Raw genomic sequence first — 24,616 nt, forward strand, 5'->3', positions numbered from 1 at the left:
GCTACGAGCTCGGGCTACGGGCGACGGGCCATGAACTCGGCTCGGCGACTTCCGCGGTAAGTCCACGTTTGCGCTTGGAGCGCAGATTCACTGGCTGGGGACCGGGGAGGGCGCCTCTATTCTTCCCATCGACAAGGTTCGTGACGCTTCGTTTGCCAGGTGCCTTGTCTGTTTGCGTTGCGCGGGTGGAAATTAAAAGATTGGCGACGCTAAAAGCCGACAACTTTAGATTGCCCGCCTGGCAATTAGGATGAATTGGGGAAGGTGCGTTTACCGTTGGATGATTGTGCGATCAACGGCTATGTTGAGTGGGCAATACATGGAAGCTGTTACCAAGGAGAAGATTCGATGCGCACCGAACTACTGAAAAAAATGGCGATGGCAATGCTGGTAGGCTTTATGGCCTTTGGCGTGGTTGCTTGCGATAACGATGAAGGCCCGGCCGAAGAGGCTGGAGAGTCAGTCGACAATGCCGTGGATAATGCTGGCGACGCCATGGAAGACGCGGGTGAAGACATTCAGGATAAAGCGGAAGACGCACAGAATTAATACAGCCATGAAGTAGCGATAGTCTGGTAACTGAAGACCGACTGCCGCCCCTTCGGAGAGACCGAACCTGCTGGACGGTCTCAACCAAGAAGCCCGAGCCCACATCAGTGGAGCTCGGGCTTCTGTCATTTATGGTTGTCCCACGAATTGTCGCCTGGACCATCCTGCCCGAATCTCGCCCAGGCAGGATGACCCAGTCAGACGGTCAGGACCCTTCACCCTCCGGCAGTGCGTAGGCGATCACATAGTCCCCGGTGGGAGTCTCCATGAAGTGGTGGCCCGTGGCGACGATGACCACGTATTGACGGCCGTTGGCTTCGTAGACCATCGGATTGGCCTGACCGCCGGCCGGCAGCGGCGCCTGCCAGATCGTCTTGCCGCTCTCGATGTCGATGGCACGGATCAGGTCGTCGGTTGCCGCGGCAATGAAGATCAGCCCGCCGGCGGTGACCACGGAGCCGCCGTTGTTGGGCGTCCCTATGTCGATCGGCAGGCCTGAGCGGATACCCCAGGGACCATTGGCCCGGGCGGTGCCCAGTGGTCGATCCCACAATGTGTCGCCGCTCGCCAGGTCGATGGCGCGGATGTGGCCATACGGCGGCTGCTTGCACAGCATGCCGGTGTAGGGCACGCGCCAGCCAGCATTGACGTTGATCGCGTAAGGCGTGTTGGCTTGAGGGTCTCCGGCGCCTTCCGCACCGCCGCTGTCTTCCTTCTGCTCTTCGCGCGGCACCCAGCCGAGCTTGTTGGCTACATCGCGCGGCACCAGCTCGTTGTAGTTGGGCATGTCGTTATAGTTGGCGATGATCACACCGCGATGCGGATCGATCGCCACGCTGCCCCAGTCGGAGCCTCCGTTGTAACCGGTGTACTGGATCCACGGCTGTTCGGCGGTGGGCGGCGTATACATGCCTTTCCAGCTTGCCTGGCGATACTGGATTCGGCAGAACAGTTGATCGAACGGGGTCATGCCCCACATGTCTTTCTCGTCGATATCCGGCTGGCGCAGCGTCGCGTAGAGCGAAAACGGCTGGGTCTCGCTACGCTGCTCCGGTTCGGCACCCCCTTGGGGGACCGGGCGCTCTTCGGCGCCACCGCCGAGCAGTTCGCCTGTCTCGCGATTGAATACGTAGATATCGCCCTGCTTGGTCGGCATGACCAGTGCCGGCACTTTGCCGTTACCGGTGGGAAAGTCGATCAAGGTCGGCTGCGAACCGGGATCGTAATCCCAGACGTCCTTGTGCGCCGTCTGGAAATGCCACTTTGGCAGGCCCGTTTCGACATCGAGGGCGACCATGGAGCTGGCCCACTCGTTCTCTTCCGGCGTCCGCGAGCTGCTCCAGTAGTCGGCAGCGCTGTTGGCCATCGGTAGATAGACTAGTCCCAGCTTGCTGTCACCGGCGGCGGTAGTCCACATGTTGGGCGAGCCACGGACGTAGGTTTCATCGCCCGTCAGCGGTTCGCTCTGATCCGGCCGCCCGGCGTCCCACGCCCACTGCAGCTCACCTGTTACCGCGTCAAAGCCCTTGATCACGCCGGACGGCGGATAACGCCGCTGGCCGTCCAATACCTGGTGGCCGGTCACGACGATGTCACGCACGACGACGGGAGCCGAATTGATCGACACGTAGCCCGGCGGGGTCTCGCCCATGTTGCGCTTGATGTCGACCTGGCCGTTGTCGCCGAAATCGGTGCAGGGCTCGCCGGTAGCGGCATCGACCTCGATGATGCGACCGTCGAGGGTGCCGGAGATGATCCTGGCGCGGCAGGTTTGCGCCTCATTGGCTGCGACGGCCGGCTGCTGCGGCGTGTCGTCGCCCGCTGTCCCGTCGTCGCCTTCCTGGGTGTCGGTCGCCGCTGTCTGTTCACCCTGCTCATCGGCGGTCGCCGATTCGGCGGATGGGTCCAGGCGATCTTCCGGCACTTCGTAATAGGTCACGCCACGGCAGGCGGCGGTGTAAGGAATCGCATCCTCCGATACGACCGGGTCGTAGCGCCAGTTCTCTTCACCGGTCGCAGCATTCAGGGAGATCAGGATGTTGCGGGAGGTGCACAGGAAGACGTCATCGCCGACTTTCAGCGGTGTGGTCTCGGCGCCCCAGCGGTGATCCAGAATATCGCCGGTGCGGTACTGCCACGCCACTTCCAGGTCGCCCACATTGTCCGGGGTGATCTGGTCTGCGGGTGAGTAGCGAGTCGCAGCGGAGTCACGACCGTAAGCGGCCCAGTCTCCATCGGCCGGTACATCGGCAGGCTGGGCATCGCCCACGTCCGTCGAGAGGGACTCGTCAGCGACCGCCGGGACGTCCTCGAGGTGCTGGTAGCCGCGACCGGGAACGAATGCCAAGGCGCCCGCGACGATCAGGCCAAGGAATAGAACGCCCGCCAGGGAGAAGCCGGTCTTGCGGGTGGGTCCGTCTTTGAGCGCAGGCGTAACCAGCGCTACCAGGATGGCGAGAATCAGTACGACATCCAGGCGTGGAATCCAGCGCCAGTAATTCAGTCCCGATTCCCAAGCGGCCCACAAGAACGTCCCTACGAAGACGACACCGTAAATGACGGCACCGGAAACCCTGCCGCGAAACAGTTGGATGCCGGAAATCAGCATCAATACACCGGCGACCAGGTAATACCAGGAGCCGCCCAATGTCGCTAGATAGGCGCCGCCGGCTCCCAGAGCCAGCCCGACAAGCGCAACAATGATTCCGACGAGCTTGGCGAACACACTGCCAGCGCCGCCGGAAGAAGTCGTAGTGGCCACAGAACTCTCCCTTGAATGACTTATTGACTGCCGAGTGACCGCATACTCCGATGCGATCAATGACCCCATGCGACAAGCTGTCGCATGGGACAAGCGTAGTCATGGTAATGGAAGCTGACGATGAATTCAGGCCGAAAACGGGCCGACTCGACGCCATTTGTCGGAGGCAACTTAGTGGCAGTCGCCAAGCTGCGGGAGTGCCCGTGCGCTGTCGCTTCGGTCGAAACGCTAGCGGTGGTGAAGGGATCTGCCTCCCAATGCGCCAGGCGGAAGTCGCAAGAGCGAGTTTTTGTTGGGAAGCCTTGGGCATGGCCAGCCCCGGCTGTCCGGCGACCACGGCTTGATGACCTTTCACTGCCCGCTCTCGTGCCCGGGATCGGCGAAGAACCAATGCGCGAAGAGAGACTTCAGTTGACGCCAAAGTTGCTCTCCATGTCTCTTGTATATTTTATACGAAAAGCCTAGTGTCGACGAAAAGCTCGGTGTCGAAACGTAATTTTTCGTGGCAGGATGACTCAACGTCGCCTGGATCACGGCCTCGAACGGAAGGGCGCAACGCCCGACCCCTTTGCAGTACGAACGAACAATAAGCGCAGAAGGGAGTAATCGTTGTATGAATAAATTTCTCAAGCTGGTCACCGTTACGACCGCCCTGAGTCTGGCCGGGGGATCTCTGGTCATGGCACAGGAAGGTCCGATCGTCATCGGCGTGCAGGCGCCGACGACCGGTTCCGAGGCGACCTACGGCAAGGATATGTTCAACGCCATATCGCTGGCCGCGGACGAGATCAACGCCGATGGTGGCCTGCTGGATGGTCGCCAGATCGAACTGATCTCCGGGGACACCGCCTGCGACCCTCAGCAGTCGGTCAACGCAGCCAGTCGACTGGCGTCGCAGGAAGTGGTGGGTGTCGTGGGCGGTTACTGCTCCGGAGCGACTCAGCCGACGCTCAAGACCTACGGCGATGCCAATATCCCGTTCGTCATCGTGGCGGCCAACTCGACGCAATTGATCCCGGCCAACCCTGGCAATGCGGTGATGATCAACTCCACCGGTGACGACCAGGCCAAGACCGCGCTCGATTTCTTCGAGGGCAAGGGCATCGAGAAACTGGCCATCGTCAACCAGGGTGACGCCTATTCGCAGGACCTGGCCAATCTGACTCGCGATGCCTGGACCGCCGCGGGCCATACTGTCTCCGCCTTCGAGTACGTCAACAAGGGGGAGCAGGACTTCTCCGCCCTGGTCAACAAGATCCGGGGCTCCGGCGCCGAGGCGGTGTTCTGGACCGCCTACTATGCCGATGGCGGCCTGCTGATTCGCCAGCTACGTCAGCGCGGCTTCCAGGGCATCATCGCGGTGGGTGACGGTTCCAACTCGCCGGAGCTGTTCAATATCGCCGGCAAGGCCGCCGAGGGCGTATTTGCCTTCTCCAACCCGACGGCCGACTTCCTGCCGGCTGCCAAGCAGTTCGCCAGCGACTACCAGTCGAAATTCGGCAATGCGCCGGGGCCGTACGCGCCGCTCGCCTACGATGGCATGCAATTGATGGCCTGGGCCATCGACAAGGCTGGCTCCACCGATGGCGATGCCATCATCAAGGCACTCAATAGTGCCGATGGCCAGGAATGGCTGGCCGGTCCGATCTCCTTCACGCCGCAGCACACCCTGGCGCGAAGCAATTTCGTGGTGCTCGAGGGGCAGGGCGGCAAGTGGACCCGCTACGAAAAATGACGGCTGCATCACCGGTTCGGGCTTCCGCTCGAACCGGTGGTGTTGGAACGCCGCGTAGAGCTTGATCTCCACGCCGCGTTCGTCTTCCTCATCCGCTGTTCGCTGGCCAGAGACAAACGCCATGACCTGGTACGATTCTTTTCTGCAGCAGCTCGTCGACGGGCTGGTGCTGGGCTCTTTCTATGCCCTGGTGGCGCTCGGTTACACCATGGTGTTCGGGGTCATCAAGCTGCTCAACTTCGCCCACGGCGATCTCTACATGACCGGTGCCTTCGCCGGGTTCGGCGGGCTGTCGCTGGTCTCCGGCTTTCTCGGGGCCGGCTGGCTCGGCATCTTCGTGGCCATGCTGCTGGCAATGCTTGCCGTCGGTTGCCTCGGGGTGGTGATCGAACGGGTGGCTTATCATCCGATGCTCGGCGCGCCGCGGCTGTCGATACTGATCACCGCACTGGCGGTTTCGTTGGTACTGCAGAACGCGGCGCTGGCGCTGACCGGCGGCCAGTACACGGCCTTCAGTACCGATCTCGGCTTCGGCGGCATCAGTCTCGGCAATCTTTTCCTCTCCTACAACCAGATCGTGCTGGTGGCGGCCGCCGCCGTGCTGATGATCGCGCTCGAGCTGTTCGTCTCCAGGACGCTTTATGGACGGGCGATGCGCGCGGTCTCCATCGACAAGGACATGTGCCGGATGATGGGGATCAACGTCTCCGCCGTCATTGCGGTGACCTTCTTCATCGGTTCGGGACTGGCTGCCGCCGCAGGGACGATGGCTGGCGCCTATTACGGCAGCATCTGGTACTTCATGGGGTTTCTGATCGGGCTCAAGGCGTTCACCGCCGCGGTGATCGGCGGTATCGGCAGCATCACCGGTGCGATGCTGGGAGGTCTGATTCTGGGGCTGCTGGAGTCCTTCGGCACTCATATTCCGTTCATCGGCAGCGAGTGGAAGGATGTCTTCACCTTCTCGATCCTGATTCTGGTACTGGTGTTCAAACCCACCGGCCTGCTGGGCAAATCCGAAGTGGAGAGGATGTGACATGGACAAGCATTCGCCACCGACGCCCACCGATGTCGACGAGCACGATTCCGGCCGGGCGAAACCGCGCAATCCACTCCAGAAACTCTACGCAGCCTTCGAATCGCCGGGGCGGCGGCGGGCGCTTCATCTCACGATTCTGGCGATCCTGATCGTCACCCCGTGGATCTCGAGTCAGTACACCACCGTCATTCTGACCAACGCGCTGCTCTACGTCGTGCTGTGTCTGGGGCTGAATATCGTGGTCGGCTACGCCGGGCTGCTCGATCTCGGCTATGCCGCCTTCTTCGCGGTCGGTGCCTATACCGTCGGTATCCTGACCCAGCAGTTCGGCGTCAATTTCTGGGCCGCGATCCCCTTTGCCCTGATGGCGGCGGCGCTCGCCGGGGTCATCATCGGCGGGCCGACCCTGCGCTTGCGCAGCGACTATCTCGCCATCGTGACCCTGGGGTTCGGTGAGATCGTGCGCTTTACCGCGCGCAACCTGGAGATCACCGGCGGCGCCAGCGGGCTGTCGCATATCCCGGAACCGTCGCTGTTCGGCTGGCACATCGACAGCTCGATCGACTTCTATTACGTCTTCGTGGTACTGGCGGTGCTTGCCTATGTCGCCAGCCAGCGGCTGTTCGACTCCCGTCTGGGCCGGGCATGGCTCTACGTGCGCCACGACGAGGATGCGGCCGAGGCGATGGGGATCAACCGGGTTGCGACCAAACTGGCGGCCTATGTGACCGGCGCCATCTTCGGGGCGATCGGGGGAATCTTCTTCTCGGTGAATCTGGGCGCCATCTCGCCGGAGAGCTTCAGCTTCCAGCAATCCGTACTGATTCTGCTGGCAGTGGTGCTGGGTGGCATGGGCAAGATCCCCGGCGTCATTCTGGGGGCGTTCATCGTCGTGCTCGGGCCCGAATTGCTGCGCGATTTCGGCACCCTGCGACTGCTGATCTTCGCGGTCCTGCTGCTGCTGATCATGCTGTTCCGGCCGAGCGGTATCTGGCCCGAGAAACGTTCATAGGGGAAAGCGATGCTGCTGCAACTGAAACAGGTGTCGCTGAGCTTCGCCGGCAACACCGTACTGCACGAGGTCGACTTCGGCGTCGCCGCGGGGCGTATCCATAGTCTGATCGGCCCCAATGGCGCCGGCAAGACGTCGATGTTCAACGTCATCACCGGCTTCTATCGGCCCCAGCAGGGCGACATCACGCTGGATGGCGAGCAGATCGTCAAGCGCAAGCCTCATGCCGTCACCCGCCTGGGGATCGCCCGGACCTTCCAGAACGTGCGGCTGTTCCGTGAGATGTCGGTGCTCGAGAACGTCATGGCGGGGCAGCACTGTCGCAGCCGGGCCGGTGCCTTGGCGGCCATTCTGCGGCTGCCGAGTCAGCGCGCCGAGGAGCGGCGGATTCTCGAGACCAGCCTCGAATGCCTCGATTTCGTCGGCCTGATGGGGCACCAGGACCGGCTGGCGACCAATCTCGCCTACGGCCACCAGCGCCGCGTCGAGATCGCCCGCGCCCTGGCCACCGAGCCCAAGCTCCTGTTGCTCGACGAGCCGGCGGCGGGCCTCAACAGCGGCGAGAAGCAGGCGCTGATCGAACTGATTCGACGTATCCGGGACGAGCGCGGCGTCGCCGTGCTGCTGATCGAGCACGACATGAGCCTGGTGATGAATGTCTCCGAGCGCATCAGCGTGCTCGATCACGGCAGTTTGATCACCGAGGGCGACCCCCACTCGGTGCAGAACGATCCCAAGGTGATCGAGGCCTATCTCGGCCAGGACGACGAGGAGCTGGCACTGTGATACAGACCATTGACCAGACCGACGCGCCGGCAATCGATTCGCGCCCGGGCAAGGTGCGTCTCGGCATCCGCGATGTCGAAGCCTTCTACGGTCAGATTCAGGCGCTGCGGGGCGTCTCGCTGGATGTCCACGAGGGCGAGATCGTGACCTTGCTGGGCAGCAACGGGGCCGGCAAGTCGACCACGCTCAAGACCATTTCCGGGCTGGTCCGGGCGCAGCGGGGCGAGGTCCAGCTGGAGGGTGAGTCGATCGCCAAGCTGGCCGCCCACGAGATCGCCCGGCGTGGCGTGGTTCACGTGCCCGAGGGAAGACGCATCCTGCGCGGGCTGACGGTCAAGGAGAACCTGGAACTGGGCGCGTTCACGGTCAAGGACAGCGGGTTGCGCCGGCAACGACTCGACGAAGTCTACGCACTCTTTCCGATCCTCCACGAGCGTCGCCATCAGGATGGGTCGCTGCTCTCCGGCGGCCAGCAGCAGATGCTGGCGATGGGGCGCGCGTTGATGCACGGCCCCAGCGTGATGCTGCTCGACGAGCCCTCGATGGGGCTGGCGCCCAAGCTCGTGACCGACATCATGCGCATCATCAAGCGGCTCAACGAGGCCGGCACCACGATCCTGCTGGTCGAACAGAACGCGCGTCTGGCATTGCGCCTGGCGCATTACGCCTACGTGATCGAGAACGGCGAGATTCGGATGCAGGGGGCGGCTGCCGAACTTCGCCAGGACGAATCGATCGTGAAGGCCTACCTGGGGGTGGGCGAGTAGCGCAACGCGGGAGGGGAACATGCAGACGAGCCGCGTGATCCATGTCGTCGGCTGTCACGCCGAGGGCGAAGTGGGAGACGTCATCGTGGGCGGCGTGGCACCGCCGCCCGGAGAGACACTCTGGGCGCAGTCGCGCTGGATCGCCCGCGACCGGACCCTGCGTGACTTCATGCTCAACGAGCCGCGCGGCGGCGTCTTTCGCCACGTCAACCTGCTGGTGCCGGCCAGGGACCCCCGCGCGCAGATGGGCTGGATCATCATGGAGCCGGAAGACACGCCGCCGATGTCCGGTTCCAACAGTTTGTGCGTGGTGACCGTGCTGCTCGAGACCGGCATCCTGCCCATGCGTGAGCCGGAAACCCATCTCGTGCTCGAGGCTCCCGGTGGCGTGATAGAAGCCGTGGCGCGCTGCGAGAACGGCCGCGTCCTCGACGTCACCGTGCGCAACCTGCCGGCCTTCGTCGATCAGCGGGACCTGCAACTGGAGGTTCCGGGGCTGGGCACGCTGCGTGTCGACACGGTTTTCGGTGGCGACAGCTTCGTGATCGTCGACGCCGAGGATCTCGGCTTCCGGCTGGTGCCGGACGAGGCGCGGGAGCTGGTCGAGGCCGGCATCCGGATCACCAATGCGGTCAACGAGCAGTTCGGGTTCCGCCATCCCACCAATCCCGATTGGCGGCACGTCTCGTTCTGCCAGATCGCCGCGCCGCTGATACGGGAGGGCGACGCCTGGCTGGGACGCAATACGGTGGCGATTCAACCCGGCAAGCTCGACCGTTCGCCCACCGGCACCGGCTGTTCGGCACGCATGGCGCTGCTGCACGCCCAGGGCAAACTGGGATTGAACGAGACCTTCATCGGCGAATCGATCATCGATTCCCGTTTTGTCTGCCGACTCGACGGCACGACTCGCGTCGGCGACGTGGCGGCGGTAACGCCGCTGATCCGCGGCCGTGCTTATATCACCGGCACCCACCAGTACACTCTCGATCCACAGGATCCGTGGCCTGGCGGCTACCGGCTCGCCGACACCTGGCCACGAATCGGAGCGCGGTGAAACGCCGGTTCGTCGGAGCGTGGGTCGCGGTCAGGATGTCGCGGGCTCGGGCTGGCGATCGGGCTTGATACGTGGCCGCTCGGCCATGATTCGCCCCAGCCGCTCCAGCGCCAGTTCGAGACGCTCGACCAGGCCCTCCAGAAGCACCCGCCGATCGGCGGCGACATCGCCATGCTCGGCAATGGCCTCGTCCAGGCGCTTGCCGGCCTCGCGAATGCCCTGCGGCTGGCGGCCGTTGGCGCTCTCCTCGAAGCCGCTGGCCAGCGCCCGCAGCAACTGGCGATGGGCACGCCGGATCATGGGATGAGGGGCGTCGTCGAGCCGATCCCGCAGTCGCAGCGTGGCCGTCCCCAGGTCCAGCCCCGTCAAGCCGAGGATGAACAGGTGGCGCTGGTCTTCGGGCAGCATGTCGTCGTGCTGCGCCAACTGCAGTATGCGATCGGCCATGTGGCCACTGAAGCGGGTTTCGGCATCGCGTATGGAACGTCGCCGCAGCTGGTGGATGTCCCGGGAGATGGCGTTGATCAGGCGACGCCGGCGTAGCCGCGTGCCCAGTCCGGGCAGCAGCCGGAAACCCATCACTACGCAGGTCAGGCCGATGATCACCGCCACCGCCCGGTTGGCGAAGCTGTCGAAGGAGAAATCCATGTTGTTGCCGGGCATGGTCAGCAGGATATTGAAGATCGTGAAGGCGAGGCAGTAGCCCATCGTGGCCGGATTGGTCGCGCCCAGGAGCCCCAGGAACAGCGGCGTGCCGAACAGCAGCGCCAGCATCGGGAAACCGTTGGCCTGCGACAGCAGCACGTGGCCGAACAGGAACGCGCTGGGAATGGCGGCGAGCATGCCCTTGTAGAACATCATGGTGATCGCGACCGGGTTGTCGCGGCTGGCGAAGAACGACGAGAACAGGGTCCCCAGCAGCATGGCGACCATGGCACTGTTCCAGGCGGTGAGAATCCAGAAGGTGGCCAGCGTGCCGAATACCAGACCGGAGCGCAGTGCGTTGATGCCGGCGGCGAGATGATCGCGATGCCAGGCCAGCGAGGTCGAACGCAGCTTGTGCGTACCGGGTGACGCAATCGCCTCGCGGGCATCCAGCATCACCATGGCGTGACCGATCGATTCCCGCAGCCCCAGCCGGGCGCGACGGTCCAGCGGTGCCATGCCCGCTTCGTCGCTCTCATGCACGAGATGGCGAAGTTCCTGTAACTCCTGCCGCGCCTTGGGAACGCCCTTGACATGCTCCGCCTCGCGAAAGCCCTGGGCCACCTGCCGTGCGATCTCGATACTGCGGGGGTCCAGCTTGTCGGCGTGGTCGTGCAGCATCTGATGCAGTGCCTGGAGGTTGGCCAGAAAGCGCAGCGTTCGTCGGGTCAGCACGTGGGTCGCACGGATGCGTCCCGGTCCCTCCGGCCCTTCGAAGCGAGCTGCCTGACTGTCCGTCTCCAGCACCGTCAACGGGCCGAGGCTACCTCGCAATGCTTTCTGCATGGCGGGAATGTCGCTGCTCGCCTCCAGGCGCAGGGCGGCATTCTCGAACGCTTCGTTGATGACGGTGTCGGCCTGCGACGCGAGGTGCTTGCCGACTCGCGACGGCCACAGCAGCGAACTGACCAGGGTGGCGCAGATGGCGCCCAGCCCCAGTTCCGATAGTCGCGCCACCGCGATGTCGAAGATACCGCCGGGGGTGCTCCCATTGGATATCACCACGATCAGCATGGCGGTGACGGCCGCCATCAGGCAGCCGTAGGTGTAGTTGTTGCGCCACAGCGAGCCGACGTAGGTGCACAGCATGATCCATAGCGTCAGAGTGATCAGCGCCGGCACTCGGGCCTGGGCGAAAAGCGCCATGATGGCGATGCCCGTCACGGCGCCGATGAAGGTACCGCTGATCTGGCAGATACCTTTTTCGATCACCATGCCGCTCATGGGCCGGATCTGCAGAAAAGCCGCCGAAATCAACGCCCAGTAGGGACGATCGAGATTGAACCAGAGCGCCAGGTAGAGCGCGATCATCATCGCCACGGTGGTCTTGATGGCGAACTTGACCGCCGAGGCATCGGGCATCAGGTAGGTCTTGACGAGCGGCGGCATGGTGCTCACTGCGGCGCTTCGGTTGCGTTCTCGGCCGACGTCTCGGCGGTCGACTGCGACTGCGCCGTCGGCCGGCGATCGGCGGGCAGGCTGCGCGGGGTGGTGGTGCTGGCGGGCTCACCGGCGGGCTCGGCCGGATGCTCGCCGTCCGCATGCTGGACTCTGACCGTCGCGGTCATCCCGGCGCTGAGCAGAGTGTCGTCAGGAATATGGTCCAGCGTGATCCGAACCGGAATGCGTTGAGCCAGCCTCACCCAGTTGAAGGTCGGCTGGACCTGCGGCAATAGCTGATTGTTGAGCGTGGTGTTGGTGTCGGCGATGCCGCGGCCGATACCGGCCACATGGCCATGCAGATGGGTGTCGCCGTTCATCAGGATGACCTCTGCCGGATCGCCGACGTCGATGGAGGACATCTTGGTCTCCTCGAAATAGCCCATGACGTAGTAGGAGTTCGACTGCACCAGCGCCATCACCGGGGTACCACGAGTCACGTAGTTGCCGGCGGCCAGTTGCAGGTTGAGCACATGGCCGCTGATCGGCGCCACGACGCGAGTGCGCTCCAGGTCGAGCTTGGCACTGGCGAGGTCGGCCTGGGCCTGCTTGAGATTGGCGGCGGCGACGCGGCTGTTGATCTGGGCGATCTGGCGATCTTCCGCGCTGATCGACCGGCTGCTCAACTGGTTGCGACGCTGGGCCTCCGTCTGACGCAGCTGGAGGGTGGCCTCGCGGTTCTCGACCGTGGCCTGGGCCTGGTCCAGAGCCGCCTGGTAGCGCGCGGGGTCGATCTCGAACAGGGGGTCGCCCTGGGCGACGAACCCGGTGTCGTTGACATTGAGCGTGCGGACCCAGCCGGAAACGTCGGGAGCGATGGTGACCACCTCCGCGCGCACCCGGGCATCACGCGTCCACGGCGTGAAGAGGTAGTAGTTCCATAGCCAGATGCCGGCGGCCACGGCGATCGCGACGACGACGAGGGTCATGAGGATACGTAGCGAATTGCGCATCAAGTACTCTCGAGCAGGAAGGAGAACAGAAAAGTGATACCGGCAGTGAACAGCACGAACAGCGAGACATCGAACCAGGCTTCGTACCAGAGCGCACGCTGTCCGACCATCCAGTGCAGCAATGAGCGCAGGACGATGGTCGCGATGAAGCCGAACAGGGCATAGATCAGCAGAGGACTGATGAAGATCCCGCCGACGGCGATTTCCTGTAAACCCATATTTTCCCTGTGGCGGTGGCGTGACGAACGGATAATATTAGCACGCTACTGAAATCGTTGTCAGAGACATGAGCGTCGCGGCTACCGAGCAGTCTAGCTGGAAACCGAGGTACCGAGCACCAACCGGCGATGTTCGACGTCGCTCGGTCGCCCGGCTCGTCGAGCGATAGTCGGTGAAGCGGTCGTGGTCGGCCTCTCAAGCCTCGTCGAGCGCCGGGGGCGCCAGCGCCACCGCAGGCAGATGGCAACATCGATTGCGACCTTCTGCCTTGGCCCGGTAGAGCGCACGGTCGGCCCGCATCATCAGGCTCTTGAGGCTATCGTTCTCGTGACGCTGGGTCAGGCCGATGCTCAGCGTCATCGACAGCGTGACGGCGTCGTTCACCACCAACGGAGTGTCGGCGACGGCGGCGCGCAAGCGTTCGGCCATCAGCGCGACGGCTTCCGGGGACATGCCGGAGAGCACCACGGCGAACTCCTCGCCACCGATGCGCCCGAGCAGGGCATCCTCCTGCATCAGCTCGTCGAGCTGGCGGGCCAGCGCGCACAACGCCTGATCTCCCACCGGATGACCATATTCGTCGTTGATCCGCTTGAAGTGGTCGATGTCGATCAACAGCACGCTCAGTGGGGCGTTCCGGTCCCGGCGCAGCTGCTTCACCGCGGCACGCCACAGGGCACGCCGGTTGTGGAGGCCGGTCAGGGCATCGGTGGAGGCCAACTGATGCAGCTTGTGCTCCATCGCCTTGCGCCGGGTGATGTCGAGGCTCCAGATCAGCCACGCGGACTGCGCATGGATGTGCAGTGGTCTCGCGCTCAGCAGGGCCCAGTAAGGCGCGCGAGGCGCCAGCCTGACCTCCAACTGATGCACGGTCTCCCCGCGGCTCAGGCGCGCGACGAGTTGTCGATAGTCATCGCCATTCTCGAACAGGGTCTCGAGATGGAACTCCTCGGCTCGCCGGGTATCCGTCTGGGTCAGCAGGTCCTCGCTGATGTAGAAGATCCGGCGCTGGTCGGCGCTGATCAGGGTGACGTCACTCGGCGTCGAGTCAAGAATCGTGCGCAGTAGCGCCTCGCGTTCGTGCAGCAGGCGCGTGCGACTCCGGACGCGCCGCTCCAGCGAGCTGTTGAGCGCCTGCAGCTCCTCGGCGAGATGACGAGAGCGCCGCTGCGAACTCAGGATACGCAATGCCAGGATGAGGCAGCCGCAGGCCAGCAGCACCAGGGTGACGGTGAGCCAGTGGAACGTTCGCTGCAGCGATTGGCGTTCCCAGTCGAGTTGTGCCGCGACCGCGATATTGGAGACGACGATCAGCTCGTGCGCCGGACGCAATTGCCTCGGCAACTCGGCCAGCATATCGGCGGCCACGCGCCTTGCGCCGGCCTGGTCGTGCCAGTCCAGCCGCTGCATCCAGCCCGCGCTGAGCGAGTCGAGATGGGCGATCGTCCGGTGTACTTCGGGCCTGGGTTGCGGCAGATAGTCGAAGACACGGCTGTGGCGGAAAGGGTCGAGGGTATTGCGCATGACGCCCAGGCGCAGGATCAACGCGGCGGCACCTGTCTGGCCCTCCTCGACGGCATGGGCGGTGTCGAGCAGGCGCTGGATCTCCGAGCGCAACTGATAGCTCTGCCACACCTCGGTGTGCAGGCCGGGCGAGGCGTAGTCATCGCCTTTCTCCGAGATCAGCTTGAGCCCCGCCAGCGCGGCGACGATCATCGTCCCGGCCAGCGCGATCAACAGCATGACCGGCCAGCGTCGGCCCTTGCCGGCTCCGATGGCGTCTGATCCGCTCACTGGAGCTGCAGTTCGCTCAGCTGCCATACGGTGCGGCTGTAGTAGGTGCGTTCGTGGAGTTCGGGATAGTCGCTATAGGGATACATGACGACCAGCGGCCCATAACGATCGACGGCGAGATAGTGGCCGTTGCGGCGGTAGGCGACGACGGGATCGTAGTTCTCCAGGTCCGAACGGGGAATGATGTCGCTGTAGTCGTCGAGACCCACGGCGAGCATCCTGCCGGGCGCGGCGATCGACTGGCTCCGCAGCAGGACGTTGATCGACACTCCCGACCAGCGAGCTTCGGGATCGCTGGTGTCGGGGATCGAGCCCGTCACTTCGCGGCTGGGCAGCGCCTCCAGGCTCGTCAGCGTGAACGACGCCAGCACCCGGCCGTGGGGATCGACGAGCGTCAACAGCGGCATATCCCTGGGGTAGGGCGGCTCGTCCGCTTGCGCCGCCAATGACGATATCGCGATCAGTATGCCGACGATGAGTGGTCGCAACATGATGGCTTTTCCCGGGTTTTCTTGTGTTATCGGCGTGGCGACGGTTTTCTGGACCGCCCTCGTGCCTTCGCCGCCCCGTCTCAGGCGTTGGCGTCGGCGACCAGGACACGGGAGAACTTGACGATCTCGTCGCGGCGATCGTCCCATCCCAGATGATGCCAGAAGCGGTGCGCCTGGTGATTGTCCGCCAGGGTGTCGAGATGCACCTTCTCGATACCGGCCGCCAGCAGTGCCGTCAGGCAGCGATCGACCATCGCTCGTGCCAGCCCCAGGTGGCGATAGTCCGGGTCGACCATGACATGCTGCAGATAGCCGCGACGGCCGTCGTGTCCCGCCATGGCGCAGCCCACGATGCCGTCCCCGACGGCCGGTCGCGCAACGAAACTCAGGCCGGGATTGCGCGCGAGATAGCGCTGCGTCGCCGCGTAGCCATCGGCGCTGCGGAGCACCACCCCCGGGGTACGCGACATCATTGCGGCGAAGTCCGGGTGATCGTCGATGGTCATGGGCAGAATGTCGGGCATGGGACTGGAGTTCATGGCGCGGGCCTCGATCTACGGTGGCGGCTGAAGCGAATATTGATGACGGCCAGCCCGGCGACGACCATGGCGCCGCCGGCCATCTTGTTGATACCCAGCGGGTCGTCGAGCAGCCATACGCCGAGGATGACGGCGAAGACCGGCATCAGCAGGGTCAGCGGTACGACGCGGCTGACGGGGTGCTTTTGCAGCAGCCGATACCAGAGTCCGTAGGCGGCGATCGATGACATCAAGGCGGTGTACACGACCGCACCCCACCCGGCCAGGCCGGCGTTCTGCAAGGCGTGCCACTGGTCGTCCTCGAAAAGCCAACTGCCCGTCGCGACCAACGGTATCGCGAACAGCGAGATCCAGCCGGTCATGGTCAACGGGGCGATCGGCGGCGCGAGCTTGATGATCATGGTCGAAACGGCCCAGAACAGGGCGCTGGCGAGCAGCAGGGCAGTCGAGGCTGGCGGCGGCAGGGATGGGCCCCCGGCCAGGACCACGACACCGCCGAAGGCGAGGATCAGGCCGAAGATTCGGCGCGGGCCGAGCTTCTCCTTGAGAAAGATCGCAGCCAGCAGCGTCGCGAAGGGTGTCCCCATCTGCACCAGCAGCGCGCCGGTACCGGCTTCCGCATGCTGCAGGCCGAGAAACAGCAGCGGAAAATGCAGGCCGCCAAAGGTGACGGCCAGCACCAGGAGCCAACCGAGCTGCTGGCGCGAGATGCGAGTGAACGGCACGATCAGCACGGCGACCAGCATGAAGCGGAGTACCGTCACCAGCAGCGGCGGCAGATCCTCGATACCAAGCTTGATCACGATGATATTGAAAGCCCAGATGGCAATGATACCCAGGCCGATCAGCAAGTCCTTCAGGGGCACGTGCAGTACTCGTCATTGGAAGGGGGCGTCGACGAAGGCGCCGGATGGCCCATTGTCTCAGCGGCTCTCGCGAGAGCAAGAGTATTTTGAGATGTCGTCTTCCACGGGGCTTCGGCGCTTCGCCGGTCGGCGTAATCTGCGTTTCTCAGCTCGGGGAATGCGCTACTCTACGCAAAATCGACCGATTCTCCGTCGCCAGGTCGGGAATCTTCGCACTCGAGAGCCAACCCATGATCAAGGGAATCATCTTCTGCGTCTGCTTTCTCTTCGCCCAGCTGTTCGTGCTGTCCTATATCGACCATCGCCACGGAAGCGGCGAATCCGTGACGCGTCAGGCGGTCGCGGCGCAGAACAACCAGCGTCAGCGCGACGAGGAGGAGCAGGCTTGACGATCAGTCTCGCGACCCGGGGGGGAAGGGCATGCTGTCCCAAGCGTTGATTCCCGCCGCGTGGCTGGCGTCGATGCTGCTCACCATGCCGGCCTGGGCGGAAGCGCCGACTCGCCACGCTCTGGTCCTCGACAATGGCCAACGCACGCACACGATTCGGATCGAGGTCGCCGAGACCCCGCAGCAGCGCTCGAGAGGCCTGATGGAGCGCGATTCGCTTCCTGTCGACGCCGGAATGCTGTTCCTCTACGGCGCCGAACAGCCGGCGACGAGCGCCTACTGGATGTACCGGACTCGAATTCCGCTGGATATCGCCTTCATCGACGAGGGTGGCGTGATCCGTTCGCTGAGGACCATGTCTCCCTGCCGCGCCGAAGCGTCGAGCCGGTGCCCCGTCTACCCGGCGGGGGCGCGCTTTCGCGCCGCGCTGGAGGCCAATGCCGGCTACTTCGCCGAACGCGGGATCGAGGTCGGCGATCGTGTCGAGCTCGCACCCTGGATCGAGTCGCCGTGAAATGCATTCGCTTCCGGCATGAGGCATGCCGATAATGGTGGAGGGGAGGCGGCCCATCGGCTTGGGAACACCGCAAAAGCGCATGGTGACGGTGTCCAGGAGTTGACCGATGGGTCAAGCCCGCTCCCTGGGGATGAGCCTCCCCGCGCCACGACGGTTTTGCCGGTCAAAAACTCGCTATATGATGGCGCGCCGTCGGGGATAAGTTATGTTGCAATGGGTAAGTCACGGGCACGGTGCGATCTGAATCACACCCTGACGCACGCCGGCCGGCCTGTTGTCTTCGCGATCGGAACGCCGATCAACACAATAAACGGGAAAAATTCGAGGTATGCGCATGAAACGCCACGCATTAACCGCAGCCGTTCTCTCCTCCGCCCTGATGGGCGCCCTGTCGATCTCCACGCCAGCCATGGCGCAGGATCAGCAATACATCACCATCGGTACCGGCGGTCAGACCGGGGTCTATTACGTCGTCGGTCAGTCCGTCTGCCGGATGGTCAATCGCAGCGCCGAGGAGAGCGGCATTCGGTGCAACGCACCGTCCACCGGTGGTTCCGTTGCCAATATCAACGGCATCAAGTCCGGTGAGCTGAACATGGGGGTGGCGCAGTCGGACGTGCAGTACAACGCCTACAACGGCAAGGCGCAGTTCGACCAGCCGATGGAGAACCTGCGTTCGGTCTTCTCGCTCCACGGCGAGCCGTTGACCATCCTGGCGCGCAAGGATGCCAACATCCAGTCGGTGCAGGACCTGAAGGGCAAGCGTGTCAATATCGGCAACCCGGGGTCGGGTCAGCGCGCCACCATGGAAGTGCTGATGGACGCCGAGGGGTGGGACACCAGCGTCTTCTCGCTCTCCTCCGAGCTCGGTGCCGCCGAGATGGCCTCCGCGCTGGCTGACAACAACATCGATGCCATGGCCTACGTGGTCGGTCACCCCAATGGCGCCATCCAGGAAGCGACCACCACCGTCGCCTCCAACCTCGTCCCGTTGAACGACGATGCCGTCAAGGGGCTGGTCGACGAGTTCCCCTACTACAGCATGTCCACCATCCCGGGTGGCATGTACGAGGGCAACCCGGACGACGTCGAGACCTTCGGTGTTCGCGCGACCTTCGTGACCTCCGCCGACGTCGACGACGAAGTCGTCTATCAGACGGTCAAGGCCGTGTTCGACAACTTCGATCGCTTCAAGCGTCTGCACCCCGCGTTTGCCAACCTGACGCCGGAAGACATGATCAGCCAGGGCCTTTCCGCCCCGCTGCATGACGGTGCCAAGCGCTACTACAAGGAGCAGGGCTGGCTGTAATGGCCCGACGCCATTCTCGATAGAAGGCGTTGACACTCTGGCGCGGCGGTTGTCTGCAACCGCCGCGCCGTTGGATGGAATCCCCGCGACGGTGATCGTCGCATCGAATCAAGCGTGAACCGATGTCGTGTCGACGTCGGTCCACTCACCGGCCGCCAAGGGCGCCGGGCCCTTTCTCGAGTGAGAGAGTAGGGGGCACTGTTTTGCACAATAGCGAACGGAACGCCGAGGGCGAGATATCATCGCAAGGCGGACAGGCCTTGATGGCGTGACGCTCCGGAGCCCTGTGGCGCAACGATTCGCTCGCGCAGGCAACGATTCCGTGTTTCCTCACGTCAGGATCTGCTCATGACCGATAACAAGACTTCCGGCCCCGATCAGGCCAAGCTGGAAGAACTGGCCGCGACCGATACCGGTGGTCGCAAGTTGACCGGAACGCCCAACCGCATCCTGCTCGGTGTGGCGGCGCTGTGGTCGCTGTTCCAGCTCTGGATCGCTTCGCCGCTCCCCTTCATCGTCGGGTTTGGCGTCTTCAGTGCCACCGAGGCACGCTCCATTCACCTGGCTTTTGCCGTTTTCCTGGCCTTCATGGCTTACCCGGCGTTCAAGCGCTCGCCACGAGAGCGCATGCCGATCCTCGATTGGGTGATGGCCTTGGTCGGGGCGTTCTGTGCGTCCTACCTCTACTTCTTCTACGCCCAGCTATCGCAGCGCCCCGGTGCGCCGATTCTGCAGGACGTGATCGTCGGTGTGGTGGGGATCGTGCTGCTGCTCGAGGCGACACGCCGAGCGCTCGGCCCGCCGCTGATGATCATCGCGCTGATCTTTCTGGTCTATTCCCTGGCGGGGCCCTATATGCCGGGGATCCTGGCCCATCGTGGCGTCAGCTTCTCGGGGCTGGTCAACCATCAGTGGCTGACCACGCAAGGGGTGTTCGGCATCGCGCTGGGGGTCTCCACCAGCTTCGTCTTCCTGTTCGTGCTGTTTGGCGCACTGCTCGACAAGGCCGGCGCCGGCAACTACTTCATCAAGGTGGCGTTCTCGCTGCTGGGGCACTATCGCGGTGGCCCGGCCAAGGCCGCCGTCGTCTCTTCCGGCCTCACCGGCCTGATTTCCGGCTCTTCGATCGCCAATACCGTGACCACCGGCACCTTTACCATTCCGATGATGAAGCGCGTCGGTTTCAGCGCTACCAAGGCAGGGGCGGTCGAGGTCTCCTCGTCCGTCAACGGCCAGATCATGCCTCCGGTGATGGGCGCGGCCGCGTTCCTGATGGTCGAGTATGTCGGCATTCCGTATATCGAGGTGATCAAGCACGCCTTCGTCCCCGCCGTGATCTCCTATATCGCGCTGCTGTACATCGTCCATCTCGAGGCGCTCAAGGCGGGCATGCAGGGGCTGCCCAGCGGTAACCCGCAGCGGCCCTGGCTCAACAAGATCCTGGGTTTCCTGACCGGGCTGGTCGGCATCATGGCGCTGGCATTCGCCGTCTACTACGGCATCGGCTGGCTCAAGCCGGCGCTGGGCGATTCGGCTTCCTGGGTCATCGCCCTGGGCGTTGGCGCCGTCTATATCGCACTGCTGAAGATTGGCTCTCACTACCCGGAACTGGAAGTGGACGACCCCTCCCAGGAGATCACCCAGCTGCCGCGCACCAAACCCACGGTGATGGTGGGATTGCACTACATCCTGCCGGTGATCGTGCTGGTGTGGTGTCTGATGGTGGAGCGCCTGTCACCGGGTCTGTCGGCGTTCTGGGCCACCGCCTTCATGATCTTCATCATCCTGACGCAACGCCCGGTCGACGCTTTCTTCCGTGGCAAGAGCGAGCTGGCCAGCGACATCAAGCGTGGTGGCATGGATCTGTGGGACGGACTGATCGATGGCGCCCGCAACATGATCGGCATCGGTATCGCCACCGCGACCGCGGGGATCATCGTCGGCGCCGTCGCGCAGACGGGGGTTGGGCTGGTGCTGGCGGATCTGGTCGAAACGCTGTCGATGGGCAACCTGCTGCTGATGCTGCTGCTCACCGCGGTGCTCAGCCTGATTCTGGGCATGGGGCTGCCGACCACCGCCAACTATATCGTGGTTTCCGCGCTGCTGGCGCCGGTGATCGTGCAACTGGGCGAACAGAACGGGCTGATCGTGCCGCTGATCGCGGTCCATCTCTTTGTGTTCTACTTCGGCATCATGGCCGACGTCACGCCGCCGGTGGGGCTGGCCTCGTTCGCGGCGGCGGCGATCTCCGGCGCGGATCCGATCCGCACGGGCTTCCAGGCGTTCTACTACAGCTTGCGGACCGCGGCGCTGCCCTTCCTGTTCATCTTCAACACCGATCTGCTGCTGATCAACGTCGACTGGCTTCACGGGATCGTGATTTTCATCGTGGCGACGGCCGCCATGCTGATCTTCGCCGCGGCGACGCAAGGATTCATGCTGGTCAGGAGTCGCTGGTACGAGAGCTTGCTGCTGCTGCTGATTGCCTTTTCCCTGTTCCGCCCCGGTTTCTGGATGGACATGGTCGATGCGCCCTATGAAGAGGTGCCACCGGCTCAATTCGAGCAGGCGCTGGGGGAGATCGGCCCTGATGGCCACCTGATGACGCGGATCGAGGGGCTCGATGCCTATGGCGCGCCGACCAGTTTCGTGATTCAGGTGCCGGCGACGGAGGGCGAGACCGGGGCCGAGCGGCTGCAGAGCCTGGGCCTACATCTGATGCAGGAAGATGGCAAGATGCTGGTGGACATGACCGATTTCGGCAGTCAGGCGGAAAAGCTGGGCTTCGACTTCGATCAGCAGATCGTCTCGGTGCGTATTCCCAGGTCGCAGTTGCCGAAAGAGCTGATGTGGATTCCGGCGCTGCTGCTGTTCGGGCTGGTCGTGATGCTCCAGCGGCGTCGCCGCGGACCCAAGGACGGCAAGTCCGAGCACCTGGCGACCGCCTGACGCCGCGTCGCGTCCGTGTCAACATGACGGCCGTCTCTCGCGAGGCGGCCGTTTTCGTGGCGAGGCGTCATCGCGCCGTCAATGCATGACGACATCATGACCGGAAGTGAGGTGAACGTGAGCTTTCCCGACGCATCCATCGATTATCGCCGCCACCCCGAGTGCTACCGGATCGGTCATGGCGAGCGTGGCGTCTTTCATGTCCAGCCCTACAAGGACGAGCTGCTGCCGCTGTGGGCGATTCGCAACGAAGCCGATGCCAGACAGGCGATCGAAGACTTGAGCGCCAGATACAGGGCCTATCGCGAGCAGGACGATTTTGTCGGCATGGACATGGCGCGGAAATATCTACAGATGGGCTATACCCGGGCCCGGCGCTATGCGCGCTACCCCGGCGGGCGCAAGAAAGATGCCGACGGTAGCCTACGCCAGCCCGGCAATGCCGACCCGGAGAAGGCACGTATCGCCGAGCGCTATCAAGTGGCGCTCGACGCGGTACGCAGCGATGATGCCTATCTGCGTGCCAAGCGCGACTATCAACGCCGCCGCAAGGCGGACAGGCGTCGATGACAGGCCGCCCATGGGCGGCATTACCCGTGTGTTTTCTGACAGGAGCCCCTTCGTGCCAACGCTTTCTGCGATTTATCGCTACCCGATCAAGTCGACCGCGGGGTCGTCCCTGCGCCATGCGCGGGTCGAGGAGGAGGGCGTTGTCGGCGATCGCCGCTTCATGGTGGTCAAGCCTGACGGCACCTTTATCACCGCCCGCACCCATCCCGGGCTTCAGCGAGTCCGGGCGCAGTTCGACGGCGAGCGGCTGACCCTGACCCATGACGCCCTGCCCCCGGTGGACGTGGCTCGCGAGGAGTTCTCGGGCCACCCCTTCGATACCCAGGTCTGGGCCGATGCCTTCACCGCCACCACCACTCACACCTCGCTCGACGAATGGTTCAGTGACGTCGCCGGCGAACCGGCGCGGCTGCTCTGGCTGGGGGAGCGGTCATCGCGCTATCGGGATACGATCGGGGTGAGAGTCAGTTTCGCCGATGGCTATCCGTTGTTGCTGATCTCCGAGGCCTCGCTGGAGGATCTCAACGCCCGCACCGACGGCACGCACGTGATGGCGCAGTTCCGGCCCAATCTGGTCGTCGCCGGCACCGTGCCCTACGCCGAGGACGGCTGGAGGCGCATTCGCATCGGCGAGGTGACATTTCGTGTCGATGCGCCCTGCGCTCGCTGCGCCATGGTGACGGTCGATCCGGCCCGGGGCGAAAAACGTCGCGACAAGGAGCCGTTGAAGACGCTGGCGAGCTATCGACGCGGCGACAAGGGAAAAGTCTTTTTTGGCCAGAATCTGGTGGCGGAAAACCGGGGAGAGGTCCGCCTGGACGATGCCATCGAAGTGCTGGAAACGAGCCGTTGAGACGACCCGTCGAGGTGAACCGGGGATGAACCTGTCATGAATTGAAGATGAACGTAGTCTTCCGGTAACGTTCAGATAACCTGAACTGTCGACCGGATGAGTATCGTTCATCTTCACGCAAGGTTATCGATCAAATTGTTACATTAGTTTTTATTAAATATTCGATGTGTCCGAGCGGGTGACCGACAAGCGGCCATCCGCATGATGGCGCCTTTCATCCAGCGTTAATCCGCCATTCACCGCCCGTTCAGACTCGCCGCCGAAAGCCGCTCGAATCGGGGTGACACTCTGGACAGCAGCATGGCCGCTAGCCCTCTCTGCATGTAACGGCGTGTGAGTGCCGATGTCTGGCCGGCATTCCTGAATCAACATTCAATCACCTCGCGTTACAAAATTTGCCGTCGGCAAATCACTTTTTGCTTGCCCGCACCTACCCCTCCGCCTTACGACTTTAAGCGAAGCCTACGCCTTTGGTCTCATGGCTGCTCCCAACCGTCATCGAGTCGTCGGCAAGGCCGGGAAATTTCGAGTTTGGGTTTATCCGTCACGCAATGGCGTCAGTCGACTCAAAAGCCATGATGGCGCTGAACGACGACCCGCCATTGGTCATCTAGGGGTGTTAGACATGCAATTCTTCGATCGTCTGCTGCTTGAAAACCGCGCCTGGGCCGCCGGCATGAAAATGGCCGATCCAGGCATCTTCGAACGTCTGCATGAGGGGCAGGCGCCCGCCGCGCTGTGGATTGGCTGCTGCGACAGTCGCGTACCGGCGGAGCAGATCTGCAACGCCAAGCCCGGTGAGCTGTTCATTCACCGCAATATCGCCAACCTGGTGCACGAGGACGATGCCAATGTATCGAGCGTCCTGGAGTTCGCCATCAACGCGCTGAAGGTGGATCACATCATCGTCTGTGGCCACCGTGGCTGCGGCGGTATCCAGGCGGCGGTGAGCGGTGGTGACGCCCTGCAGGCCTTGCCGTACGTCGACCAGCACCTGGGCCAGGTCAAGCAACTGGTCGCCGAGCGCGAGGAAGAACTCGGGCGTTTCTCGCAGTTGAGCGAGAAGGTCGACCATGTCGTCGAGCTCAACGTCATCGCGCAGATCGAGCGACTGTCGACCATGTCACTGGTCACCGACAGTTGGCAGGCGCGCAAGGCGCCGAGTCTGCACGGATGGGTCTACGACCTGGCGAGTGGGCACCTGGAAGAGGTCTATCGTCGCGAGCCCGATTGGGCGGAAGGCGCCTCCGCCGAGCCGACCTGGCAGCGCGCTGCCGCCGGGTGAGCCGACACTTACCGCTGTGACTCATGGACTC

The 24,616-nt window shown here is 63.5% G+C and carries 22 protein-coding genes; 14 read left to right on the forward strand and 8 right to left on the reverse strand.

Annotated features, from left to right (window positions below):
• Positions 1-348 precede the first annotated feature (348 nt).
• Positions 349-549 (forward strand): hypothetical protein, encoded by a 201-nt coding sequence (locus tag DOM45_RS16950; protein WP_110602451.1) that lies wholly within the window; start codon positions 349-351, stop codon positions 547-549.
• Between the two features lie 205 nt (positions 550-754).
• Here the strand turns inward: DOM45_RS16950 and DOM45_RS16955 are convergent, their stop codons facing one another.
• Positions 755-3,310: a membrane-bound PQQ-dependent dehydrogenase, glucose/quinate/shikimate family gene (locus DOM45_RS16955; protein ID WP_110602452.1), complete on the reverse strand. Its 2,556-nt coding sequence runs from the start codon at positions 3,308-3,310 to the stop codon at positions 755-757.
• A 613-nt stretch (positions 3,311-3,923) separates the two neighbouring features.
• On the opposite strand from DOM45_RS16955, the gene DOM45_RS16960 reads away from it, so the two are divergent.
• From DOM45_RS16960 to DOM45_RS16985, 6 genes are all read left to right on the forward strand, one after another.
• A complete protein-coding gene (locus tag DOM45_RS16960; RefSeq protein WP_110602453.1) occupies positions 3,924-5,045 on the forward strand; it encodes a branched-chain amino acid ABC transporter substrate-binding protein in 1,122 nt (373 codons plus the stop codon).
• 121 nt (positions 5,046-5,166) lie between these two features.
• Positions 5,167-6,081 carry a branched-chain amino acid ABC transporter permease gene (locus tag DOM45_RS16965; RefSeq protein ID WP_110602455.1) on the forward strand — a complete coding sequence of 305 codons (915 nt, stop codon included), beginning with the start codon at positions 5,167-5,169 and terminating at the stop codon, positions 6,079-6,081.
• 1 nt (position 6,082) lies between these two features.
• Positions 6,083-7,096 carry a branched-chain amino acid ABC transporter permease gene (locus tag DOM45_RS16970; RefSeq protein ID WP_232822310.1) on the forward strand — a complete coding sequence of 338 codons (1,014 nt, stop codon included), beginning with the start codon at positions 6,083-6,085 and terminating at the stop codon, positions 7,094-7,096.
• A gap of 9 nt (positions 7,097-7,105) precedes the next feature.
• Positions 7,106-7,882, forward strand: a complete 777-nt coding sequence (locus DOM45_RS16975; protein ID WP_110602456.1) for an ABC transporter ATP-binding protein — start codon at positions 7,106-7,108, stop codon at positions 7,880-7,882.
• On the forward strand, positions 7,879-8,649 hold the full coding sequence (locus DOM45_RS16980) for an ABC transporter ATP-binding protein (RefSeq protein ID WP_425353341.1): 771 nt from the start codon (positions 7,879-7,881) through the stop codon (positions 8,647-8,649). The genes DOM45_RS16975 and DOM45_RS16980 overlap by 4 nt, the downstream gene beginning before the upstream one ends.
• A 19-nt stretch (positions 8,650-8,668) precedes the next feature.
• Positions 8,669-9,706, forward strand: coding sequence for a trans-3-hydroxy-L-proline dehydratase (locus DOM45_RS16985; protein ID WP_110602457.1), 1,038 nt, complete (start codon positions 8,669-8,671; stop codon positions 9,704-9,706).
• 30 nt (positions 9,707-9,736) lie between these two features.
• Here the strand turns inward: DOM45_RS16985 and DOM45_RS16990 are convergent, their stop codons facing one another.
• The 7 genes from DOM45_RS16990 to DOM45_RS17020 form a co-directional block, all read right to left on the reverse strand.
• Positions 9,737-11,800 carry an FUSC family protein gene (locus tag DOM45_RS16990; protein ID WP_110602753.1) on the reverse strand — a complete coding sequence of 688 codons (2,064 nt, stop codon included), beginning with the start codon at positions 11,798-11,800 and terminating at the stop codon, positions 9,737-9,739.
• Between the two features lie 5 nt (positions 11,801-11,805).
• Positions 11,806-12,804: an efflux RND transporter periplasmic adaptor subunit gene (locus DOM45_RS16995; protein ID WP_110602458.1), complete on the reverse strand. Its 999-nt coding sequence runs from the start codon at positions 12,802-12,804 to the stop codon at positions 11,806-11,808.
• The gene (locus DOM45_RS17000; RefSeq protein WP_110602460.1) at positions 12,804-13,022 is read right to left on the reverse strand and encodes a DUF1656 domain-containing protein; all 219 of its coding nucleotides are present in this window, start codon (positions 13,020-13,022) and stop codon (positions 12,804-12,806) included. Before DOM45_RS17000 ends, DOM45_RS16995 begins: the two co-directional genes overlap by 1 nt.
• A 196-nt stretch (positions 13,023-13,218) precedes the next feature.
• Positions 13,219-14,817, reverse strand: coding sequence for a GGDEF domain-containing protein (locus tag DOM45_RS17005; protein ID WP_157958460.1), 1,599 nt, complete (start codon positions 14,815-14,817; stop codon positions 13,219-13,221).
• Positions 14,814-15,308, reverse strand: a complete 495-nt coding sequence (locus DOM45_RS17010; protein ID WP_110602463.1) for a putative pterin-binding protein — start codon at positions 15,306-15,308, stop codon at positions 14,814-14,816. Before DOM45_RS17010 ends, DOM45_RS17005 begins: the two co-directional genes overlap by 4 nt.
• Before the next feature lie 80 nt (positions 15,309-15,388).
• The gene (locus DOM45_RS17015) at positions 15,389-15,847 is read right to left on the reverse strand and encodes a GNAT family N-acetyltransferase (protein WP_205909494.1); all 459 of its coding nucleotides are present in this window, start codon (positions 15,845-15,847) and stop codon (positions 15,389-15,391) included.
• Entirely contained in the window at positions 15,844-16,713 is an 870-nt protein-coding gene (locus tag DOM45_RS17020) for a DMT family transporter (RefSeq protein ID WP_110602464.1), read from the reverse strand. Before DOM45_RS17020 ends, DOM45_RS17015 begins: the two co-directional genes overlap by 4 nt.
• A 230-nt stretch (positions 16,714-16,943) precedes the next feature.
• On the opposite strand from DOM45_RS17020, the gene DOM45_RS20115 reads away from it, so the two are divergent.
• From DOM45_RS20115 to DOM45_RS17050, 7 genes are all read left to right on the forward strand, one after another.
• Positions 16,944-17,102 carry a hypothetical protein gene (locus DOM45_RS20115; protein WP_157958245.1) on the forward strand — a complete coding sequence of 53 codons (159 nt, stop codon included), beginning with the start codon at positions 16,944-16,946 and terminating at the stop codon, positions 17,100-17,102.
• Positions 17,103-17,133: 31 nt separating this feature from the next.
• A complete protein-coding gene (locus tag DOM45_RS17025) occupies positions 17,134-17,616 on the forward strand; it encodes a DUF192 domain-containing protein (protein ID WP_110602465.1) in 483 nt (160 codons plus the stop codon).
• A gap of 337 nt (positions 17,617-17,953) precedes the next feature.
• Positions 17,954-18,928, forward strand: a complete 975-nt coding sequence (locus DOM45_RS17030; protein ID WP_110602757.1) for a TAXI family TRAP transporter solute-binding subunit — start codon at positions 17,954-17,956, stop codon at positions 18,926-18,928.
• Between the two features lie 348 nt (positions 18,929-19,276).
• Positions 19,277-21,877: a TRAP transporter permease gene (locus tag DOM45_RS17035; protein WP_110602467.1), complete on the forward strand. Its 2,601-nt coding sequence runs from the start codon at positions 19,277-19,279 to the stop codon at positions 21,875-21,877.
• A 117-nt stretch (positions 21,878-21,994) separates the two neighbouring features.
• Entirely contained in the window at positions 21,995-22,447 is a 453-nt protein-coding gene (locus DOM45_RS17040) for a DUF4385 family protein (protein ID WP_240612443.1), read from the forward strand.
• 52 nt (positions 22,448-22,499) lie between these two features.
• On the forward strand, positions 22,500-23,300 hold the full coding sequence (locus tag DOM45_RS17045; protein ID WP_110602468.1) for an MOSC domain-containing protein: 801 nt from the start codon (positions 22,500-22,502) through the stop codon (positions 23,298-23,300).
• Positions 23,301-23,925: 625 nt separating this feature from the next.
• Positions 23,926-24,585 carry a carbonic anhydrase gene (locus tag DOM45_RS17050; protein ID WP_157958461.1) on the forward strand — a complete coding sequence of 220 codons (660 nt, stop codon included), beginning with the start codon at positions 23,926-23,928 and terminating at the stop codon, positions 24,583-24,585.
• Positions 24,586-24,616 lie beyond the last annotated feature (31 nt).

This window comes from Salinicola lusitanus (assembly GCF_003206045.1).
In the GTDB taxonomy this organism is placed as follows: Bacteria; Pseudomonadota; Gammaproteobacteria; order Pseudomonadales; family Halomonadaceae; genus Salinicola; species Salinicola lusitanus.

Bases quoted from the DNA above. Each gene is read 5' to 3' on its own strand.
- DOM45_RS16975 (WP_110602456.1), top strand. From the start codon at position 7,106: ATGCTGCTGCAACTGAAACAGGTGTCGCTGAGCTTCGCCGGCAACACC.
- DOM45_RS16990 (WP_110602753.1), bottom strand. From the start codon at position 11,800: ATGCCGCCGCTCGTCAAGACCTACCTGATGCCCGATGCCTCGGCGGTC.
- DOM45_RS16950 (WP_110602451.1), top strand. From the start codon at position 349: ATGCGCACCGAACTACTGAAAAAAATGGCGATGGCAATGCTGGTAGGC.
- DOM45_RS17025 (WP_110602465.1), top strand. From the start codon at position 17,134: ATGCTGTCCCAAGCGTTGATTCCCGCCGCGTGGCTGGCGTCGATGCTG.
- DOM45_RS17035 (WP_110602467.1), top strand. From the start codon at position 19,277: ATGACCGATAACAAGACTTCCGGCCCCGATCAGGCCAAGCTGGAAGAA.
- DOM45_RS17010 (WP_110602463.1), bottom strand. From the start codon at position 15,308: ATGTTGCGACCACTCATCGTCGGCATACTGATCGCGATATCGTCATTG.
- DOM45_RS16965 (WP_110602455.1), top strand. From the start codon at position 5,167: ATGACCTGGTACGATTCTTTTCTGCAGCAGCTCGTCGACGGGCTGGTG.
- DOM45_RS17030 (WP_110602757.1), top strand. From the start codon at position 17,954: ATGAAACGCCACGCATTAACCGCAGCCGTTCTCTCCTCCGCCCTGATG.
- DOM45_RS16985 (WP_110602457.1), top strand. From the start codon at position 8,669: ATGCAGACGAGCCGCGTGATCCATGTCGTCGGCTGTCACGCCGAGGGC.
- DOM45_RS20115 (WP_157958245.1), top strand. From the start codon at position 16,944: ATGATCAAGGGAATCATCTTCTGCGTCTGCTTTCTCTTCGCCCAGCTG.
- DOM45_RS16970 (WP_232822310.1), top strand. From the start codon at position 6,083: ATGGACAAGCATTCGCCACCGACGCCCACCGATGTCGACGAGCACGAT.
- DOM45_RS16960 (WP_110602453.1), top strand. From the start codon at position 3,924: ATGAATAAATTTCTCAAGCTGGTCACCGTTACGACCGCCCTGAGTCTG.
- DOM45_RS16995 (WP_110602458.1), bottom strand. From the start codon at position 12,804: ATGCGCAATTCGCTACGTATCCTCATGACCCTCGTCGTCGTCGCGATC.
- DOM45_RS17000 (WP_110602460.1), bottom strand. From the start codon at position 13,022: ATGGGTTTACAGGAAATCGCCGTCGGCGGGATCTTCATCAGTCCTCTG.
- DOM45_RS17050 (WP_157958461.1), top strand. From the start codon at position 23,926: ATGCAATTCTTCGATCGTCTGCTGCTTGAAAACCGCGCCTGGGCCGCC.
- DOM45_RS17015 (WP_205909494.1), bottom strand. From the start codon at position 15,847: ATGAACTCCAGTCCCATGCCCGACATTCTGCCCATGACCATCGACGAT.